We start from the raw sequence: 18,297 nt of genomic DNA, 5'->3' as shown, positions 1-18,297 counted from the left end.
CTGTTCAGTCAAGCCGCCTAAAGAAGAAACTGCTCTATCTCATCAATCGTCGACCGATTGTCACGGTGCACGATCGCATCCATGCCGACGGCACGGGCGCCTTCAGCACAGACTTCGTGGTCATCAATGAAGAACACGGCTCCGGCGTCCGCAGCCATCCGCTCAAGCGCATTCTCATAGGCCTCCGGTTCCGGCTTGAGCAGACCGGTCTCGTGGCTGTAGAGAATCGGGTCAAAGATTTCACTGAACCCGAACCGCCGTTCTTCCTCGCGCCGCGCCCCGTCCACTGAGTTCGACAGAATCGCCACACCGGCGCGTGGCCGCAGCGCAGCTGCATACTCAAACAACTCTGTATTGAGACTCCCGCAGTATTCGTGCCACATCTCGGCCTGCATAGCCTCGATCAGGTTCGAATCCATCTCGAGCGCTCGACCCAGCTTCAACCAGTACTCGTCCCGCGTGTCCGCTCTACGGTCGATGACCGGCAAGTCCGCCGCCAGAATGCGCGCCCGATACTCCTCCGCTGAGAATCCAGAGCGCTCCTGCCACCGGCGAACGAAAAGCTGTCCCCAGGTGTCATCATCAACGACCTCCAGCACTCCCCCGATATCGAAGAGCACCCACTTCCTCAAACTCATGAGGCAAGACTACCTACCGATGCCCGCGCTACTCGTGTGCCGGAAAGCCCAGGTTGAGGCGAATAGCCCATGTTCCAACGTGGGCTGCTCACCCTAAACCGTGCCGCGCACCGTGCCGCAGCAAGAAATACCCTGCCTCTTGCAATAGTGTGTGACACACACTATCGTGTGATGCATGAACGAGGATGAAGACAAGGCACTGGCCACCCACGAACAGGAGCTGCGACGCGGCACCGTGGTCTTCGCCAGCCTCGTCGCCTGTCGACGGCCGCAGTACGGCTACTCGCTGCTGACGACGCTGACCGAAGCTGGCATCGCCACCGAGGCCAACACCCTCTACCCCCTCCTGCGGCGGCTCGAGAAACAGGGCCTGCTCTCAGCTGTTTGGAACACCGAACAAGCCCGCCCCCGCAAGTACTACACACTCACCGACAGCGGCGCCGAAGTCGCCGCCGCACTGCACAGCCACTGGCTCGAACTCAACTCCAGCATCACCAAGCTCTGGAAGGACGGCACACCATGAGTGCGCTCACCGAAATCTACGTCGACAACGTCACCCGCCACCTGCCCGAAGACTCCCGGCCCGACATCGCCGCCGAGATCACCGCCACGATCGACGACATGGTCGACGCCCGCCTTGGCGAGGATGCGGATTCGTCCCCGGATCACACGGCGACCGTCGAACGCGAAGTCCTCGAAGAGCTCGGCGATCCCGTCGCGCTGTCGCGGGAGTACTCGAACTCTCCGCAGCACCTCATCGGCCCGAATTCCTACCCGCTCTATATCTGGGCGCTGCGTTGGGTCCTGCCCATCGTCGGTCTGCTCGCCGTGCTCACAAACATCGTGACCACCATCGCCGTCTCCCCCGGAGTCCAGATCGGAGAGATCATCGGCAAGACGGCCGGCAACACTGTCATCGCCCTGCTGACCGCCTTCGCCGCCATCACGATCATCATCGGTCTCGGCGATCGCGGAATGGACGGCGGCGCATCCGATTCGCTCCGGAAGCGGAAACCGGGCACGTGGACGATCGATGATCTCGACCGACGTGATTCCCGCAGCAAGCAGATCCGCGCCGAGGCGGGGCTCGGGCTGGTCTTCATCGTCGCCCTGGCAATGGTCCCGCTCATCCCGACCTCTCTGCTCTACGTCGGCCACCTCAACGGTGGGGAGACGTTCGTCAACCCCGACCTCGGCGTCGGCTGGCTGCTCGGCTACTGGGCCTTCCTCGCGCTCATGGCCGCAGTCGAGGTCATCAAGTTCACGACCGCCTCGGCGAAACCGACCGTGGCCATCATCGGCGGGATCGTCGACATCGCCATGGCCGTCTTCCTCACCATCGCGCTGCTGACTCAGCCGGTCCTCCACTCCGAGCTCACGAACACCGGGAACGCCGACTTCCAGCAGATCATCACGGTCATCGCGATCTGGATCATCACCGTCTGGGATCAGGTGAGCACCTGGCGGATCTATCGCCGCAATCGTCGGTGAAGTTGTGCGATCGGGACGGCCACCTGCCGACCCGATCGCACAGCTGGTGAGAGATCTCAGTCGCGGCGGCTGGCGATGACAGTGAACTTCTTGTTCCGGGCCAGCTGCCGACTCGGTCCGATGATCGATTCGAGACGATCCCGGTAGCGCAGATGCGAATTGAACACCGTGAGCACCTGCCCGCCCGGCGCCAGATGCTCGGCGGCCGTGGCCATGAGCGCCGCGGCCGTCTCGGTCTCGATGGCCGTTCCCTGATGGAACGGCGGATTGAGCAGGATGACATCGAATTCGCCTAAGTTCGCGAGCGCCGGTTCTCCCGGATCTGCGGCATCACCGAGGATGATATCGACTCCGACTCCGTTCGCCTCCGCTGTGGCCCTCGCCGAGGCGACCGCCGCCTTCGACACATCGACGCCGAGCCCCGTATTCGCCCCCGAGGCCCGCATGGCTGCGGTGAGCAGCCAGCCGTTGCCGCAGCCGAGGTCGAGCACAGATTCCGGCGCCCCGCCTGGGAGCAGTCTCAGCAGTGAGTCGATGAGCAGCTCCGAGCCCTCATCGCTCTTCGTCCCGGAAAAGCAGGCCCCATGTGCGCGGACTTCGAGCTCACCGACACCGCCTTGGGTGATCGCCCCACGGCGTGGGAATTCCGGCAGGCTCGGAGAGGACAGGGGGCGGCTGCCGATGATCATCCGGTGCTTGCCGACCCCGGGAGAGACATCGACTCGGCCGAATCCGCGGGCGAGCTCCTTGTTGACGCCCCGGCTCATCGCATCGCTGCGGCCGATGACGATGATGGTGCTCGCCAACGGCTGCAGTACCGCGATCGTCTCGGTGAGCGCATTCATCGCCTTCGGAGCGTTGACGACTGCCCACGTCTCCCCTACGCCGAGTTCGGCCAGTCCCGCGATCTCATTGAGCTCGCTCACCGCCAGCACGGGGGCCGCTTCGGCACTGGCCTCTCCGGCCTCTCCGGCGGATTCGCCGGCTCCGGCCAGGGACTCGACCGCTGCGGCCAAGGTCCGTGCCTCGTCGAGCCGGTCGTTGTATGTGCATACCTGAGTCAGCCGGCTGAGCAGGGTCGCCTGCAGACCGTGCGCGTCGTCGACGAGGATGAGGTTCTCGGGGACCTCGGCTGAGAGTTCGGCGGCGACGAAGGTGCCTTCGGTGTCACGACCCGAGACGTCGAGGGCTCCGCAGCGGCGACCGATGACGTAGTCGATGAGCATCCGCGCCTGCGGCAGGCCGGGCAAGTCGCTCAGCTGAGGGAATACCGCCAGCAGACCCCGGCTGCGGTGGGCGGCGGCAGAGTCAGAGGGCAGCAGGGAGGCGGACATTCGATCAGTCTAAACTGAGCGGACCGGTCGCCGCCTCCTCGAGGGTGTGCCGCTCAGCCTTCGGCGTCGTGGTCGGTCTCGATGAGCTGCTTGAGGTTGGCCAGTGCTTCATCGGCTCCGTCACCCTCGGCGCGCAGAACGACCTTCTGACCGTATTCCGCGCCGAGGCCCATGAGGGAGAGCACGCTGGCCGCATCGAGGGCGTCCTCGGCCGGTTCGCCCTCCAGGGCGATGGTGATCTCGAGGTCATAGTCTGCGGCAGCCTCGGCCAGCAGTGCTGCTGGACGGGCGTGCAGGCCGACGGTGCTTCCGACTGTTGCGATGGTCTCTGCCATGAGTTGTCCTTCCTGATCAGACCGGCCGCGGTTCGGCCGGACCGGTGTCTCGGCATTTCCTGTTGGTGGTGTCTGCGGTGGTGCTGAGTACGTCACGGGGCCACTCCCCTGACGTCCGGGCTCACAGGCCGAGCTCGTCGAGGATCGGCAGCTCGGCACGGACTATGGCCTTCGCCTCGCTCGGGCTGCGCGCCGCAAGTGCGCTGCGGGCGATCTGCTGTGCCCGCTCCAGGGTGACACCGGACAGCACCTCGGCGACTGCCGGCAGAGCCCGCGGCGCCATGGACAGGCTGGTGACTCCGAGGCCCACGAGCACGACGGCCAATGCCGGATCGGCCGCGGCCTCTCCGCACACGCCCACCGACTTCTCCGCCGCAGCGCCCTGGGCGGCGGCGATGCCGATGAGCTGCAGGACTGCCGGCTGCCACGAGTCGCTGAGTTCGGCCAGGCCGCCGAGCATGCGGTCGGAGGCCATGACGTACTGGGTGAGATCATTCGTGCCGATGGACGCGAACTCGACTTCCTCGAGGATCGTGGCCGCCTGCAGCGCCGCCGAGGGGACCTCAACCATGACACCGGCGGTGGGGAGTCCTGCCGCACGAACGAGGTCTGCGAACTGTCGGGCCTCCTCGGCGGTGGCGATCATCGGAGCCATGACGTGGACGGTCACCGCATGCCTTGAGGCGGCGAGCGCGATCGCCTCGAGCTGACGTTCGAGGACGCCCTGAGCCCGGCGACTGGTCCGGAATCCGCGTACGCCCAGGGCCGGGTTCGGTTCATCGGCGTCGGTGAGGAACGGCAGAGGCTTGTCGGCTCCGGCGTCGAGGGTGCGCACGACGACCTTGTGATCATCGAAGGCTGCGAACACCTGCCCATAGGCCTCGGCCTGCTCCTCGACGCTGGGTTCGGTGTCACGATCGAGGAAGCAGAACTCGGTGCGCAGCAGACCGACGCCTTCGGCACCGGCGGCTGCCGCTGCCCGTGCCTGAGCGCCGTCGCCGACATTCGCACGCAGCGGAATCCGGGTGCCGTCGCTCAAGAGACAGGGTCCGGTGAACGACTGCAGACGGCCAGCCGTCTCCGCCCATGCCTCGACGAGGCCGGTCTCCGTCGCTCCGGGTTCGGTGCGCAGGACTCCGGCACCGCCGTCGACGAAGACGGGTGTGTGGTCGGTGATCTCGCGGACGCCGGCGGCTGCGACCACGGCGGGAATGCCCAACGACCTGGCGAGGATGGCCGTATGGCTCTGCGGTCCACCCTCTGCGCAGACGAGTCCGACGACCAGCTCAGGATCCAGAGTTGCGGTGTCGGCGGGAGCGAGATCCGTGGCGATGAGCACGAAGGGCTCGGCCGCGTGTGGAATGCCGGGGGCCGGCACTCCACGCAGATGGGCGACGAGACGGGCGCGGACATCGAGGACGTCGGCTGCGCGTTCGGCCATATAGCCGCCGAGCTTCTCAAACTGTGCAGCGGTCTCCGCGGCCACCGTCCAGATCGCGGTCTCCGCGTCGGTGTCGGACAGGCGTCTGATCGCCGTCTTCACCAGGGTGGGGTCCTTGGCCATGAGGGCGGTGGCCTTGAGCACGTCGCGGGCGTCCCCGGTGACGGATTCGGCGCGCTCACGCAGTTCGGCGTGGACGGCGGCCGAGGCCTCTCGGATCCTGTTCGCCTCCGCTTCGGGATCAGCCGGGGCGGGCTTCGCCACGGGTGCGGACACGGGGTCGGGCATGGTCAGCGCCGGGGCGATGACCCGTCCGGGTACGACTCCGATGCCTGAGAACTCTGCGGACATCCCCATTCCTTCCTGTCTTGCCTCGTCGGTGAGAGCGGTCAGACTCGTGTGGCGTCAGCGTTCGACGATACCGGTTCGGCCGGCTGAGCCTCACCGGCCGAACCGGATCCGGTGGTCGAACCGGTCGACGTGGCTGCGGTCGTCGCCGGTGCGGACCGGTCGGCCGCCTCGGCGAGGCCCGCCGCTCCGCCCTTGCGGACGAGGATCTTGAGCGCGAGCACCAGCACGGCGCTGATGATCGTGCCGACGACGACGGAGAGCAGGAACAGCAGGAACGAGTCGATGGCGAAGAAGACGAACACGCCGCCGTGCGGGGCCTGGCTGGTGACGGAGAAGGCCATCGTCATGCCGCCCGTGACGCCGGCACCGACGACCGAGGCAGGGATCACGCGCAGCGGATCGGAGGCGGCGAAGGGAATAGCGCCTTCGGAGATGAACGCGGCGCCGAGCAGCCAGGCGGCCTTTCCGTTCTCCTTCTCCGCCTGGGAGAAGATGCGTGGGCGGACGGCGGTGGCCAGCGCCATGGCCAGGGGCGGAACCATTCCGGCGGCCATCACCGTGGCCATGATCTCCCACGGCACGGGGTTGCCGACGGAGCCTGCGGCGAGGCCGGCGACGGCGAACGAGTAGGCAACCTTGTTGACGGGGCCGCCCAGATCGACGGCCATCATCGCGCCGAGGATGAGCCCGAGGACGATGGCGGCGGTTCCGGTCATCGAGCTCAGCCAACTGTCGAGACCCTTGGTCAGGGCGCTGATCGGCCCGCCGAGGACCATGAACATCAGGCCGGAGGAGACAAGGGAGGCCACCAGCGGGATGATGACGACAGGCATGAGTCCGCGCAGCCACCTCGGTGCGGCTAAGGAGCCGATCCAGTGGGCGATATAGCCGGCGAGGAGTCCGCCGATGATGCCGCCGATGAACCCGGCGCCCATGAGCACGGCGACGGCGCCGACGGTGAAGCCGGGAGCGATTCCGGGGCGGTCGGCGATGCCGTAGGCGATGTATCCGGCCAGGGCGGCGACGAGGAAGCTCATCGACAGGTTGCCGATCTGGAAGGCCACGGCGCCCAGGTAGGCGCCGACGGGTCCGAATGCCAGGTCACCGTATTCGGTGGGCAGGTTCCACAGGGAGTTGCCCAGAACGATGTCCTCGGCGTAGTCGGGGATGTCGAATCCGCCGAGGAGGAACCCCAGTGCCATGAGCAGTCCGCCGGCGGCGACGAAGGGGATCATGTAGCTGACACCGGTCAGCAGTACGCGCTTGAGGTGGGCGCCGATGCTTTCGCGAGAGTTTCCTGCCGTGGACGATTCGTCGTCGGCGGCGGCGTGAGCGGCGGCCAGCCTGCGGCCGTTGGGAGCGTCCGCCTCGGCGAGGGCCTTCGCGATGAGGCCCTGCGGATCATCGATTCCGGCCTTGACCGGCACCTGCACATAGGGTTTGCCGGCGAACCGCGGCTTGTCGCGGACGTCGACGTCGACAGCGAAGACGACGGCATCGGCGGCATCGATGACGGACTGGTCGAGCGGAGTCGTGCCGCTCGAGCCCTGAGTCTCGGTGACGACGTCGATGCCCATCTCGGCTCCGGCCTGGACGAGGGCGTCGGCGGCCATATAGGTGTGGGCGATTCCCGTCGGGCAGGCCGTGACGGCGACGACGCGGCGGGGGTGGTCGGTCGAGGATGAGGCGGATTCGGTGGGGGCCCCAGCGGCACCGGTGGTGGGTGCGCCGGTAGGGGCCGCCTCGGTGCTGGTCTGCTCTTCGGGCGTCTCGCGTAGGCCGAGGGCGGTTTCGACGAGGTCGACGACTTCCTGCTCGGTCGTCGCCGCGCGCAGGGAGGCGACGAAGTCCTTCTTCACCAGTGACCGCGCGAGTTTCGACAGGAGCTTGAGGTGGTCCTTCCCGGCGCCCTCGGGGGCGGCGATCATGAACACGAGGTCGGCGGGGCCGTCCTTGGCACCGAAGTCGACCGGCGGGTTCAGTCGCGCCATTGCGAGGCTGGGTTCGGTGACCGCCTCGGTGCGGGCGTGCGGGATGGCGATGCCGCCGGGAACGCCGGTCGGGGTCTTCTCTTCGCGGGCGATCGCCGCGTCCGCCAATCCGTCTGCGGAGTTCGCGCGGCCCTGTTCGGCGATCGTGGCGGCCAGAGCGCGGATGACAGCGGACGACGCCGTCCCCTGATCCGCGTCGAGGACCACCAGGTCTGTTGTGATGAGCGATGTCATCGTGCCTCCTCGGCTTCGGGGGCTGTGCCCTCATGTCGGTGGGAAGTGTCGTCGGTATGCGTGTCTGTATGTGCTGTGGGACTACCTGTCAGCGGTGCTGCGGATGTCTCCAGTGACGTCACGGTCACCGCGTCGGTCCGGGCGTCCGCCGGGCTCGGCACTCCGGTGCCGCGCAGCCGGGCGGCTGCGGATCCGTAGGCGACGGCTCGCGCCAGAGCCGCATCGGGTTCACGGCCGTCGGTCAGACCCAGCAGGTACCCGGCGAGGGTGGAGTCGCCCGCGCCCACGGTGCTCACGACGTCCGTAGGCGGATGCTGGGCATGCCAGGCAGCGTCCGGCTGGGCGAGCACTGCGCCGCCGGCGCCCAAGGTCGCAAGGATCGACCGCGGGCGGGGGCCGCGCGCGTTGAGCAGGGTCGATGTGGCGCGAGCCGTGAGCTGCGGTGAGGACTCGAGGCGGTCGGCGATCGTCTGCAGTTCGGCGGTGCCGAGGGATTCGACGGCGACACGTGGGTCAGAATCGTCCCGGAGACCGGAGGCGTGCAGGAGGCCGGCGGCGTTGAGGAGCTCGGCGAGTTCTTCGGCGTTGGGTTTGATGAGATCTGGTGAGGCCATCAGGGCCGCAGTCAGAGGAGCACCGGAGGTGTCGACGGCGATCAGCGGCGGACGATCAAGCTGGCGGATACGTTTGATCGCGCGGGCGTAGAAGTCATCGTCGACTCCTGGAGGCAGCGAACCGGCCAGGACGACCCAGCTCGCACCGACTGCCTGCTCGGCCACGAGATCGAGCAGTTCGTCCTGAGCCTGCGGGCTCAGAGGCGAGCCTGGTTCGTTGATCTTCGTCGTCGTGCCGTCGGGTTCGGTGACGGTGATATTGGACCGCAGCGGCGTGCCGGTGGGAACGGAGCGATGAGCCAGTCCGGTCGCGTCGAGTCCGGTGAGCACCGGGTCGTCGATGTCTCCGGGCAGGACCGCCAGGGTGTCACGGTCGGAGGCCGCCACGGCACGGGAGACGTTGACTCCCTTGCCGCCGGGCTGCTGTCCGGCCCAGACGGCGCGCTGCACCTGGCCGCGGAGAACGGGGCCGGGCACTTCGATGGTCCGATCGAGGCTGGGGTTGGCGGTGAGGGTGAGGATCATGGAGTGACGACCTCGACTTCCGCAGTCTCCAGATCGGCCGACAACGACTCTTCCGGCGCGTCATCGGTGATGAGGACATCGATCTGGTCGAGTTCCGCGAACCGCACCAGAGAGATGGCATCGAACTTCGCTGAGTCGGCGAGCACGGCGACCCTGCGTCCGGAGTGCACGAACGCTGACTTCGTCGCCGCCTCGTCATGGTCGGGCGTGGAGACGCCGTCGCCGGTGAGTCCATTGGTGCCGAGCACCGCGAGATCCACTCGATGGCCCTCGATGGCCGTGATCGTCTGCGGTCCGACCATGGCCCGGGTGACCGGTCGGAACCGGCCGGGGAGGACGAAGATGTCGACGCCGGGCGCTCCGGCCAGGCTGTCGATGGCGGACAGGGAGTTCGTGATGACGCGCAGTTGTCGCGGTGCCTGTCCGGCGACGAGGCGGCCATGGGCTTCGTCGGCGATCGCGCGAGCGAAGGCCGCACAGGTCGTGCCGCCGTCCACGGAGATGCTCATCGTCTCCTCCAGCAGGCTCAGCGCTGACCGGGCGATCGCTGTCTTCTCATCGAGGTTGTGGATCTCGCGGTCGTCGAAGGCCGGCTCTTCGAGGCTGTGGGGACGGCAAGGCACCGCTCCCCCGTGGACGCGCTGGAGGGCTCCGGCCTTTTCGAGGGCGGCGAGGTCGCGTCGAACGGTTTCCGTCGTGATGTCGAAATCGGCGGCCAGATCGGTGACATTGACCCGGCCCGCTTCGCTGACGAGCTCAGCGATGCGTCGTTGCCGTTCTTCAGCGAACACGTCCGGCCTTTCCCTTCGCGCGGCTCATCGTCATACGGACGAATAACCACGTGGTTATCTGTTGGTTTGAACGATCTTAGGACTCTATTCACGCACCGTCAATCACATTCCAACATCTTTCCAATTATTCCCACATCACCTAGTGGTCGACCCGGCAAGGCGGCTCGGCCGAGGCGGCTCGGCCGAGGCGGCGAGATCTATGAATGACGAGTGCCCCAGAACTCAGCGTTCAGGGGCACTCGTCGTTCACGGTCGGGGTGGGCCACCTCGGCGATGGGATCAGTGGACCGGGTAAGCCGCCTCGGTGATGGGATCAGCCGTCTGTCACTCAGCTGCCGATGCGTTTGTACGCCGAGGAATCGGCGTTGTCGATCGTTGAGTGTTTGCGGTTGTCGTGCATGAAAGCCACGGCGACGAAGCCGACGATCGCGATGACGACGACGTAGACGGCGAACCAGGTGCCGATTCCTGCGTTGCGGAACCACAGCGCGACGTATTCGGCGGAGCCGCCGAACAGCGAGTTGCCGACCGCATAGGTGAAGCCGACGCCGATTCCGCGGATGTGGGCCGGGAACATCTCGGCCTTCACGATTCCGGAGATCGAGGTGTACATGCTGATGAACGCCATGGCGATGACGATGAGGATGCCTGCAGTGAGGACGGAATCGGCCTTGCCGATCATGCCGAGCAGCGGGATGGGCAGCGCGATCATGCCGATGACGAAGATGAGCATGTTGTTTTTACGGCCGATCTTGTCCGAGATCTTGCCCGCGATGGGCTGCATGACGACGAAGATGAGCAGGCAGATTGTCATGAGGTCAGCGATGGAGCCTTTGTTGAACACGGCTTCGCCCGGGGTGCCTTCGTTCTGCAGCAGCAGGAACTTCTGCATGTAAGTGGTGAAGACATAGAAGACGAGCGATCCGACGCTGGTGATGCCGAGGACGACGAAGAAGGCGCGCGGGTGGCGCAGCACTTCGCGGAAGCTGCCGGAGTTCTCGTCCTTGCGGGTGTCCGCCGAGGTCGTCTCCTCGAGTCCGCGGCGCAGCCACAGGGAGACGATCGCGGCGGCAGCGCCGATGGCGAAGGGCAGTCGCCACCAGCCGGCTTCGATCTGGTCGGTGCCCAGAGTGTGGGTCATGATGACGGCCAGCAGGCTGGCCAGCAGCTGGCCGCCGATGAGAGTGACGTACTGGAAGGAGGAGTAGAAGCCGCGTTTGCCTTCGGTGGCGACCTCGGACATGTAGGTGGCGGTGGCGCCGTACTCGCCGCCGACGGCCAGCCCCTGGATCATGCGCACGATGAGCAGCAGGATCGCGGCCCAGGAGCCGACGACCGCACTCGTGGGCAGCAGAGCCATCATCAGCGAACCGGCGCACATGAGCAGAATGGAGATGAGCATCGAGTTCTTGCGCCCGAGGCGGTCGGCGGCGCGACCGAAGATGTAGCCGCCGATGGGACGCATGAGGAAGCCGACGAAGAAGACGCCGGCAGCCTGCATCAGTGACAGTGCTTGGTTGTCAGCGACGAAGAACTGGTCGGCGAAGTAGACGCTGAAGAAGGCGTAGATGTAGAAGTCGAACCATTCGACGAGGTTGCCCGAAGAGGCAGCCATGATGGCCTTGACCGTCTTCCATTCCGACTTCTTCTGCGCTGGGGTCTCACCGGCTTCTGCCTGGTCGAGATGCGTATTCTGATCTGTCAATGCTTCTTCTTTCTCACTCGTACGCGGCGCACGCAGCGCCCAGGTCACCTTACTGCCGAGTCAATCGAACTGACGATTCAGTCAGTAATTGAGATTTGGGGTCGGAGGCCCGATTCCGCGGGGTTTTCGCACGGTTTACGCGCGGTTACAGAGCAGAAGTCGCTCGAGGCTGACGATCCCGCACCTGGTGAGGTGAGGAAGATCTCAGTCGAAGCTCCCCGTTTCCCCCGTCGCAGAGTGAGCTGCCGCCCGTCCGAACAGCGCGGATATGCTACTAATTGAGAGAGCTTCGTCCAATGTCGCACCAGGAGAGATCATGACAATCCTCGTCGGTTATTCCCCCTCGCCCGAAGGCAAGGCCGCTGTCGAATTCGGCATCGAGCAGGCCCGCGCATTCGACGATGTCCTCGTCGTGCTCAATGCCGGAATCGGTGAGACTCCCGACGAGCGCGGCGTCGCCACCAGCAAAGACATCGAGGAACTCAAGGAGACGCTGAAGTCTTCCGAGGTCTCCCACGAGATCCTTCAGTTCCTCCGCGGCAATGACCCCGTCGAAGAGCTTCTGGCGCTGGCCGAGGCGACCGCCGACACCCGCATGATCGTCATCGGATCACGCCGCCGCTCCCCCGTGGGTAAGCTCATCATGGGCTCGACGGCCCAGCGCATCATCCTCGACTCCGACGTCCCCGTCGTCTCCGTCAAGGTCGATCGCCGGAAGAAGAAGTAGCCTGCGGCGAAGGACTCCCAGCGCCGCGCCTGAGGTCTTTCAGTCCCCTGCGATGGCGGCGACGAGGGCGTCGACGTCTTCGGCCGTCGTGTCGAAGGCGCACATGAGGCGGACGATGTCCTTCTCCAAGGGCCAGTCCGCGAAGGCGAATTTCTGCCGGGCGCGAGCGGCCACCTCGGCGGGCATGCGGACGAACACGACGTTCGACTCGACCTTCTGCACGATCTCCAGTCCGGGGACACGGCCGCTGCCGGCCACCTCGGCGAGTCTCTCATTGAGATACTGAGCCATCTCGTTCGACCGGGTGGCGGAGGTTCGCCACAGGTCCCCTTCGTACAGGGCGTTCAGCTGGGCGGAGAGGTAGCGCATCTTCGAGGCCAGCTGCAGGTTCATCTTGCGCAGGAACCGCAGTCCCTGGCCGATCTCCGGGTTGAGGACGACGACCGCCTCGGCGCCGAGCAAGCCATTCTTCGTTCCGCCGAGGCTGACGATGTCGACTCCGGCCGCGGTCGTGATGTCGCCGAGGCCGACGCCGAGGTGGGCGGCCGCGTTGCCGAGTCGGGATCCGTCGATGTGGAGGATCATGTCGTTCTCGTGCGCGGTGGACGCGATCGCCGCGATCTCGTCCGGGGTGTAGGTCGTGCCCCATTCGGTCGATTGGGAGATCGACACGGCCAACGACTGCGCATTGTGTTCGCTGCCGCGGCCGATGATCGCACCCTTGACCGTCTCGGGGGTGAGTTTGCCGTTCTCGGTGGCAGCACCGATGATCTTGAGCCCGCCGACCTTCTCCGGGGCGCCGGTCTCGTCGTAGTTGATATGCGCCGAGGCGGCCGTGATCACCGCCGCCCACCGCGGCAGCGCCGACTGCAGGGCGAGCACGTTCGCGCCGGTGCCGTTGAAGACAGGAAACGCCTGAGCCTCGGGCCCGAAGTGGTGGGCCATAATGTCGTGGAAGCGCTGTGTCCACGGATCTCCGCCGTAGCCGGGCGTATGGCCGACGTTGGCCTCGGCAATGGCCGTGATGACCTCGGGGTGGACCCCGGCCCAGTTATCGGACCCGAAGTTGCGCGGGTGCGCCTCGGGGCTGGGGTCGACAGGTGGGGCTGCGGTGCCGGTGTCGGGGAGAAGGTCCGCGGGGTTCGTCGACTGCGCTGTCTGATCAGATGTCTGAGAGTTCACGATCCCAGCCTAGACCCTCCGCGGGGCCCTGACACGACGGTCCGCGCGATGTCAACGGAGCTTCAGACGCCCCTCCTGCGGGCAATAACGGCTTCAAAATGCATACGCAGATCATTCGTGCGCGGCAATCACACTTTGAACCAGTTGCAGGGCTCTGCGCCGCCCCAACCGACCGAGACGCACTGCGGCCCGCCTCCGTTTGTGGAGGCGGGCCGCAGTGTGGTTCGGATCAGTGCCGGTCAGGCGCTCACCCGATGCGGGAGTGCTCGACTCAGCCGAGGAGTCCGCGCATGAGCTCGGCGGTCTCGGTCGGGGTCTTGCCGACCTTGACGCCTGCAGCTTCGAGGGCTTCCTTCTTGGCCTGAGCGGTTCCCGAGGAGCCGGAGACGATGGCGCCTGCGTGGCCCATGGTCTTGCCCTCGGGAGCGGTGAAGCCTGCGACGTAGCCGACGACCGGCTTCGTCACGTTCTCCTTGATGAAGGCTGCTGCGCGCTCTTCGGCGTCTCCGCCGATCTCGCCGATCATGACGATGGCTTCGGTCTCCGGGTCGGCCTCGAATGCTTCGAGCGCATCGATGTGCGTGGTGCCGATGACCGGGTCTCCGCCGATGCCGATGGCGGTCGAGAAGCCGAGGTCACGCAGTTCGTACATCATCTGGTAGGTCAGGGTGCCGGACTTCGAGACGAGGCCCAGCTTGCCCTTCTTCGTGATGTTGGCCGGGATGATGCCGGCCAGCGACTCACCGGGGGTGATGATGCCCGGGCAGTTGGGTCCGATGATGCGGGTGGCGTTTCCGGCCGCCTGCGCACGGGCCCAGACCTCTGCCGAGTCCTGCACCGGGATGCCCTCGGTGATGATGACGAGCAGACCGATCTTGGCGTCGATGGCCTCGATCGCGGCGTCCTTGGAGAACGCCGGCGGCACGAAGGCCACGGACACGTCGGCACCGGTGGCTTCCATCGCCTCGGCGACGGACCCGAAGACGGGGAGTTCGACCTCGTTGCCGGCCTGGTCGTTGTGCTTCACAGTGGTGCCGGCCTTGCGGGCGTTGACACCGCCGACGACGTTCGATCCGGCTGCGAGCATGCGGGCGGTGTGCTTCGAGCCCTCTCCGCCAGTGATGCCCTGGACGATGATCTTCGAATCGGAATTCAGGAAGATAGACATTGTTGTAAAGACCTTTCCTTACTTGGCAGCAGCCAGTTCGGCGGCCTTGTCGGCTCCACCGTCCATCGTGTCAGTGAGCGTGACGAGCGGGTGCGCGGCCTTCTGGAGGATGGCGCGTCCCTCTTCCACGTTGTTGCCGTCGAGGCGGACGACGAGCGGCTTTGTGGCCTGGTCGCCGAGGATCTCGAGGGCCTTGACGATGCCGTCGGCCACGGCGTCACAGGCAGTGATTCCGCCGAAGACGTTGACGAAGACGGACTTCACCTGATCATCGCCGAGGATGACGTCGAGTCCATTGGCCATGACCTCAGCCGAGGCGCCGCCTCCGATGTCGAGGAAGTTCGCGGGCTTGACGCCGTTGTGGTTCTCACCTGCGTAGGCGACGACGTCGAGGGTCGACATGACCAGTCCTGCGCCGTTGCCGATGATTCCGACCTCACCGTCGAGCTTGACGTAGTTGAGGTCGAGCTTCTTGGCCTTGAGCTCCAGCGGGTTCTCTGCGCTGATGTCGCGCAGCTCCTCGTGCTCCTTCTGGCGGAAGTCGGCGTTGTCGTCGAGCGAGACCTTGCCGTCGAGGGCGATGATGTCGCCGGCACCGGTCTTGACCAGCGGGTTGACCTCGACCAGGGTAGCGTCTTCCTTCTCGAAGACGGTCCACAGGCTGGTCAGCACGGGGGCGACCTTCGCGGCGGTGTCGGCATCGAAGCCGGCCGCCTCGGCGATCTCTGCTGCCTTGGCATCGTTGATGCCGTCGATGGCGGAGACGGGGATCTTGGCGAGCGCTTCCGGACGTTCCACGGCCAGCTGCTCGATCTCCATGCCGCCTTCCTTCGAGCACATGGCCAGATAGGTGCGGTTGGACCGATCGAGGAGGACGGAGAAGTAGTACTCCTCAGCAATGTCGGCACCCTCGGCGATCATCACCTTTTCGGTGATGTGGCCCTTGATGTCGAGTCCCAGGATGTCCTTGGCGCGAGCCTCGGCCTCATCGGGGTTCTTGGCGACCTTGACGCCGCCGGCCTTTCCACGGCCGCCGATCTTGACCTGCGACTTGACGACGACGACACCGCCGCCAAGATCTTCGGCTGCCTTCTTCGCTGCTTCTGGCGTCGTCGCGACCTGGGCCTTGAGCACGGGCACTCCGTGCTTCTCGAACAGGTCACGTGCTTGATACTCGAAAAGATCCACGTGTTTTCCTTCGTTTCTGCTGCCGGGTGGTTGGCCCCTGCAGGTTCGTTGACGGATGCAACAACCAAGGACAACCATATTCCCAAACGCACCCGTCCATCCAAACCTGCAGGTTAAACGGACCCTGAGAGTAAGGAATCTCTCGTCAAAAAGTATCTTTGCGCTCAAGATTCTTGATATGGACGTAAAATCGATTCATGGACGAAGTGGATCGAATAGTCGCAGCCTGGCGACGTGAGCGTCCGGATCTCGACGTCTCCCCGATGGAGATCCTCTCCCGAGTCTCGCGGCTGGCCAGGCAGTTGGACCTGGCACGGAAGGCGAGCTTCTCCGATTACGGAATCGAGGGATGGGCCTTCGACGTGCTCTCCGCCCTCCGCCGGGCCGGTGAGCCCTATCAGCTCTCCCCCTCGACCCTGTTGCAGGAGACGCTTGTCACGAGCGGCACCATGACCAATCGCATCGACCGCCTCGTGGCCCGCGGATGGGTCGAGCGTCGCCCCGATCCGGGTGATCGCCGCGGAGTGCTCGTCCACCTCACCGACAGCGGCCGCGCCACCGTCGACTCCGCCCTGGCGGACCTGCTCGTGAAGGAGCGCGAGATCCTCAGCGGCCTCACCTCCGCCGGCAGCCGCAAGCTCGCCGGACTTCTGCGCGAGCTGTCCACCGGCTTCGACGGCAGCGAAGACTGAACCCACTCCGAGCACAGTCACACCTGCCCAACCACAGACACGGACACACGAAACCCATCCGAACCCCGATGACGAGGACCCAGCCATGAACGACGACCTCACGAATTTCACAGGTGCACAGCCGCCTCGGCGAGAGCCCATCCACGGTCATTACGTCGATCTCGAACCCCTGGATCCTGCCGTCCACGACGATGATCTGTTCGCCGCGGTCTCAGTTGCCGACGGGATCGAGGAGCGGTTCCGCTACCTGCCGCAGTCTCCGCAGACCGAACGCAGCGACTTCGATACCTGGATCGCCGAGGCGGCCACGTCGTCCGATCCCCTCTTCTTCGCCGTCGTGGACCGATCCACCGGTCGAGCCGAGGGGCGGCAGGCACTGATGCGCATCGACACCGCCAACGGAGTCATGGAGATCGGGCACATCCTCTGGGGTCCGGCGCTGCGGCGGACGCGAGCAGCCACCGAGGCGCTCTTCCTCTGCGCCGATCTCGCCTTCGCCTCCGGTTTCCGACGCTTCGAGTGGAAGTGCGATGACGCGAACGCCCCGTCGAAAGCGGCCGCCGAACGCTTCGGGTTCACCTTCGAAGGAGTGTTCCGACAGCACCTCGTGTACAAGGACCGCAACCGCGACACCGCGTGGTTCTCGATCATCGACAGCGAATGGCCGGCGCTGCGATCGGCGTATGAGCAGTGGCTCGACGAAGCGAACTTCGATGCCGCGGGCGGCCAGCGGCAGAGCCTGCGCGAACTCATCGCCGCAGCGCGCCGCGGCTGAGGCAGCAGGGTCGGGCGCCGCGGTTGGGCGGCCGGCCTGTGACGTCAGGGTCAGTGCGTCGCACCCCGGCGCAGAAGTCTCGCACCCGCGCTGCTTTCACCGCCTCGCCGCGCGTCCACCCGGGCTCGGACCGTCCCGCGCATTACGCTGGAAGCGACACCACTTGGACGCTGAAGATACCTCGAGGAACCATGCGACTTCGCCCCCTTGCCCTGCTGTCCGCCGCAGCACTGCTGGCCACGACAACGGCCTGCGTGTCGACTCCCGATGAGACCCGACCCCAGCCGCGCCCTTCGGTGAGCAAGGAGGAGGTCACCCCGATCGAGACGCCAGACGATGCACCGAAGGTGTCCATCGTCGATTCCTCGCCAGGTGGGGCGAAGGACACCGACCCGCTGTGGCAGGGCCTCGCCGAGGCGGCCGAGAAGAAGACCGAGGCCTACCTCAAGGTCTACGTGCACACCGGCAACCCGGAAGTCCCCGACTCCGGCGAGACGACCGTGACCGCCGACAGCCCCGACAGCGTCAGCGTCACCGTCGACTCGAAGAACGTCGACGACGGTGCCTCCCCGTTCCTGCTCATCCACGGCACCTTCGAGGTCGAAGAGATCGGCAACTCGGCTTACACCCTCAAGACCGTCGATGACGAAGACATCCCCGAGCTCGACCCGAAGGGCCCGGATGACGAGAAGCGCTGCACCGCCGATGATGCCCAGGACCGCATCGGCCTGGCCGCCGACGACCTCGCCGAAGATCCCGGTCGTCGCGAGGAGTTCCGCCAACAGTGGGGCGGTTCGCCGCGCGTGTGGTGGGGCATCCAGATGACCGCTATCAGCCTCGGCGAAGAGGGCGGAGTCGCCGGCGACTACCTCACTGAAGCCTGCGGAGAGTTCCTCCAGTAATCTCTGGGCGCTCCTCGCCTTGCCTCGGTGCGTGTTAAGTGTGCGCAGATTGCCACTCTGAAGCCGGTGGGCTCAGTGTTCTAGTGCAACAGTGGGCTGGTCTCAGGCTACCTGCTCATGCAACAGATCAGCCAGGACCTCGGCCGGGGTCGCGAACCCGAGGACCTTCCGCGGCCTGCGGTTGAGCTGATCCTGCATCGACTGAATCTGATC

The 18,297-nt window shown here is 65.8% G+C and carries 17 protein-coding genes; 6 read left to right on the top strand and 11 right to left on the bottom strand.

The features are described 5' to 3' along the window. Positions 1-17 precede the first annotated feature (17 nt). Entirely contained in the window at positions 18-638 is a 621-nt protein-coding gene (locus HK108_RS11205; RefSeq protein WP_219922330.1) for an HAD family hydrolase, read from the bottom strand. Between the two features lie 175 nt (positions 639-813). On the opposite strand from HK108_RS11205, the gene HK108_RS11200 reads away from it, so the two are divergent. Both HK108_RS11200 and HK108_RS11195 read left to right on the top strand, forming a co-directional pair. After that, the gene (locus tag HK108_RS11200) at positions 814-1,161 is read left to right on the top strand and encodes a PadR family transcriptional regulator (protein ID WP_139468929.1); all 348 of its coding nucleotides are present in this window, start codon (positions 814-816) and stop codon (positions 1,159-1,161) included. After that, positions 1,158-2,129, top strand: coding sequence for an HAAS signaling domain-containing protein (locus HK108_RS11195; protein WP_181271609.1), 972 nt, complete (start codon positions 1,158-1,160; stop codon positions 2,127-2,129). The genes HK108_RS11200 and HK108_RS11195 overlap by 4 nt, the downstream gene beginning before the upstream one ends. A 56-nt stretch (positions 2,130-2,185) precedes the next feature. Here HK108_RS11195 and HK108_RS11190 read toward each other — a convergent pair whose 3' ends face one another. From HK108_RS11190 to HK108_RS11160, 7 genes are all read right to left on the bottom strand, one after another. Next, on the bottom strand, positions 2,186-3,463 hold the full coding sequence (locus HK108_RS11190; RefSeq protein WP_181271608.1) for a class I SAM-dependent methyltransferase: 1,278 nt from the start codon (positions 3,461-3,463) through the stop codon (positions 2,186-2,188). A 53-nt stretch (positions 3,464-3,516) separates the two neighbouring features. Further along, on the bottom strand, positions 3,517-3,798 hold the full coding sequence (locus tag HK108_RS11185) for an HPr family phosphocarrier protein (RefSeq protein ID WP_135808719.1): 282 nt from the start codon (positions 3,796-3,798) through the stop codon (positions 3,517-3,519). Between the two features lie 121 nt (positions 3,799-3,919). Further along, positions 3,920-5,590 carry a phosphoenolpyruvate--protein phosphotransferase gene (gene ptsP / locus HK108_RS11180; protein ID WP_181271607.1) on the bottom strand — a complete coding sequence of 557 codons (1,671 nt, stop codon included), beginning with the start codon at positions 5,588-5,590 and terminating at the stop codon, positions 3,920-3,922. A gap of 38 nt (positions 5,591-5,628) precedes the next feature. Continuing rightward, complete coding sequence (locus tag HK108_RS11175; protein ID WP_181271606.1) at positions 5,629-7,815, bottom strand: PTS fructose transporter subunit IIABC; 2,187 nt, start codon at positions 7,813-7,815, stop codon at positions 5,629-5,631. After that, the gene (locus HK108_RS11170; protein WP_181271605.1) at positions 7,812-8,954 is read right to left on the bottom strand and encodes a 1-phosphofructokinase family hexose kinase; all 1,143 of its coding nucleotides are present in this window, start codon (positions 8,952-8,954) and stop codon (positions 7,812-7,814) included. The genes HK108_RS11175 and HK108_RS11170 overlap by 4 nt, the downstream gene beginning before the upstream one ends. After that, entirely contained in the window at positions 8,951-9,745 is a 795-nt protein-coding gene (locus HK108_RS11165; RefSeq protein WP_172171091.1) for a DeoR/GlpR family DNA-binding transcription regulator, read from the bottom strand. Before HK108_RS11165 ends, HK108_RS11170 begins: the two co-directional genes overlap by 4 nt. Positions 9,746-10,073: 328 nt before the next feature. After that, entirely contained in the window at positions 10,074-11,450 is a 1,377-nt protein-coding gene (locus HK108_RS11160; protein WP_229664088.1) for an MFS transporter, read from the bottom strand. Between the two features lie 316 nt (positions 11,451-11,766). On the opposite strand from HK108_RS11160, the gene HK108_RS11155 reads away from it, so the two are divergent. After that, complete coding sequence (locus HK108_RS11155) at positions 11,767-12,177, top strand: universal stress protein (protein ID WP_139468937.1); 411 nt, start codon at positions 11,767-11,769, stop codon at positions 12,175-12,177. Between the two features lie 39 nt (positions 12,178-12,216). Here the strand turns inward: HK108_RS11155 and HK108_RS11150 are convergent, their stop codons facing one another. From HK108_RS11150 to sucC, 3 genes are all read right to left on the bottom strand, one after another. Then, a complete protein-coding gene (locus HK108_RS11150) occupies positions 12,217-13,359 on the bottom strand; it encodes a threonine aldolase family protein (RefSeq protein ID WP_181271604.1) in 1,143 nt (380 codons plus the stop codon). Positions 13,360-13,630: 271 nt separating this feature from the next. Beyond that, positions 13,631-14,527: a succinate--CoA ligase subunit alpha gene (sucD, locus tag HK108_RS11145; protein WP_139468939.1), complete on the bottom strand. Its 897-nt coding sequence runs from the start codon at positions 14,525-14,527 to the stop codon at positions 13,631-13,633. Positions 14,528-14,545: 18 nt separating this feature from the next. After that, positions 14,546-15,715 carry an ADP-forming succinate--CoA ligase subunit beta gene (gene sucC / locus HK108_RS11140; protein WP_139908545.1) on the bottom strand — a complete coding sequence of 390 codons (1,170 nt, stop codon included), beginning with the start codon at positions 15,713-15,715 and terminating at the stop codon, positions 14,546-14,548. Positions 15,716-15,912: 197 nt separating this feature from the next. Here sucC and HK108_RS11135 point away from each other — a divergent pair, with 197 nt between their 5' ends. The 3 genes from HK108_RS11135 to HK108_RS11125 all read left to right on the top strand — a co-directional run bounded on the left by HK108_RS11135 (position 15,913) and on the right by HK108_RS11125 (position 18,084). Next, complete coding sequence (locus HK108_RS11135; RefSeq protein WP_181271603.1) at positions 15,913-16,407, top strand: MarR family winged helix-turn-helix transcriptional regulator; 495 nt, start codon at positions 15,913-15,915, stop codon at positions 16,405-16,407. An 85-nt stretch (positions 16,408-16,492) separates the two neighbouring features. Next, a complete protein-coding gene (locus tag HK108_RS11130; RefSeq protein WP_181271602.1) occupies positions 16,493-17,182 on the top strand; it encodes a GNAT family N-acetyltransferase in 690 nt (229 codons plus the stop codon). Between the two features lie 191 nt (positions 17,183-17,373). Continuing rightward, entirely contained in the window at positions 17,374-18,084 is a 711-nt protein-coding gene (locus tag HK108_RS11125) for a hypothetical protein (RefSeq protein WP_172171087.1), read from the top strand. Positions 18,085-18,297 lie beyond the last annotated feature (213 nt).

The sequence above is a fragment of the Brevibacterium sediminis genome (genome assembly GCF_013623905.1).
GTDB classification, from domain to species: Bacteria; Actinomycetota; Actinomycetes; order Actinomycetales; family Brevibacteriaceae; genus Brevibacterium; species Brevibacterium sediminis.
This window is presented reverse-complemented; position numbering and strand designations above follow the sequence as displayed.

Excerpts from the sequence above, each read along its gene's own strand:
- HK108_RS11205 (WP_219922330.1), bottom strand. The coding sequence starts at position 638 with ATGAGTTTGAGGAAGTGGGTGCTCTTCGATATCGGGGGAGTGCTGGAG.
- HK108_RS11200 (WP_139468929.1), top strand. The coding sequence starts at position 814 with ATGAACGAGGATGAAGACAAGGCACTGGCCACCCACGAACAGGAGCTG.
- HK108_RS11195 (WP_181271609.1), top strand. The coding sequence starts at position 1,158 with ATGAGTGCGCTCACCGAAATCTACGTCGACAACGTCACCCGCCACCTG.
- HK108_RS11190 (WP_181271608.1), bottom strand. The coding sequence starts at position 3,463 with ATGTCCGCCTCCCTGCTGCCCTCTGACTCTGCCGCCGCCCACCGCAGC.
- HK108_RS11185 (WP_135808719.1), bottom strand. The coding sequence starts at position 3,798 with ATGGCAGAGACCATCGCAACAGTCGGAAGCACCGTCGGCCTGCACGCC.
- ptsP (WP_181271607.1), bottom strand. The coding sequence starts at position 5,590 with ATGTCCGCAGAGTTCTCAGGCATCGGAGTCGTACCCGGACGGGTCATC.
- HK108_RS11175 (WP_181271606.1), bottom strand. The coding sequence starts at position 7,815 with ATGACATCGCTCATCACAACAGACCTGGTGGTCCTCGACGCGGATCAG.
- HK108_RS11170 (WP_181271605.1), bottom strand. The coding sequence starts at position 8,954 with ATGATCCTCACCCTCACCGCCAACCCCAGCCTCGATCGGACCATCGAA.
- HK108_RS11155 (WP_139468937.1), top strand. The coding sequence starts at position 11,767 with ATGACAATCCTCGTCGGTTATTCCCCCTCGCCCGAAGGCAAGGCCGCT.
- sucD (WP_139468939.1), bottom strand. The coding sequence starts at position 14,527 with ATGTCTATCTTCCTGAATTCCGATTCGAAGATCATCGTCCAGGGCATC.
- HK108_RS11135 (WP_181271603.1), top strand. The coding sequence starts at position 15,913 with ATGGACGAAGTGGATCGAATAGTCGCAGCCTGGCGACGTGAGCGTCCG.
- HK108_RS11130 (WP_181271602.1), top strand. The coding sequence starts at position 16,493 with ATGAACGACGACCTCACGAATTTCACAGGTGCACAGCCGCCTCGGCGA.
- HK108_RS11125 (WP_172171087.1), top strand. The coding sequence starts at position 17,374 with ATGCGACTTCGCCCCCTTGCCCTGCTGTCCGCCGCAGCACTGCTGGCC.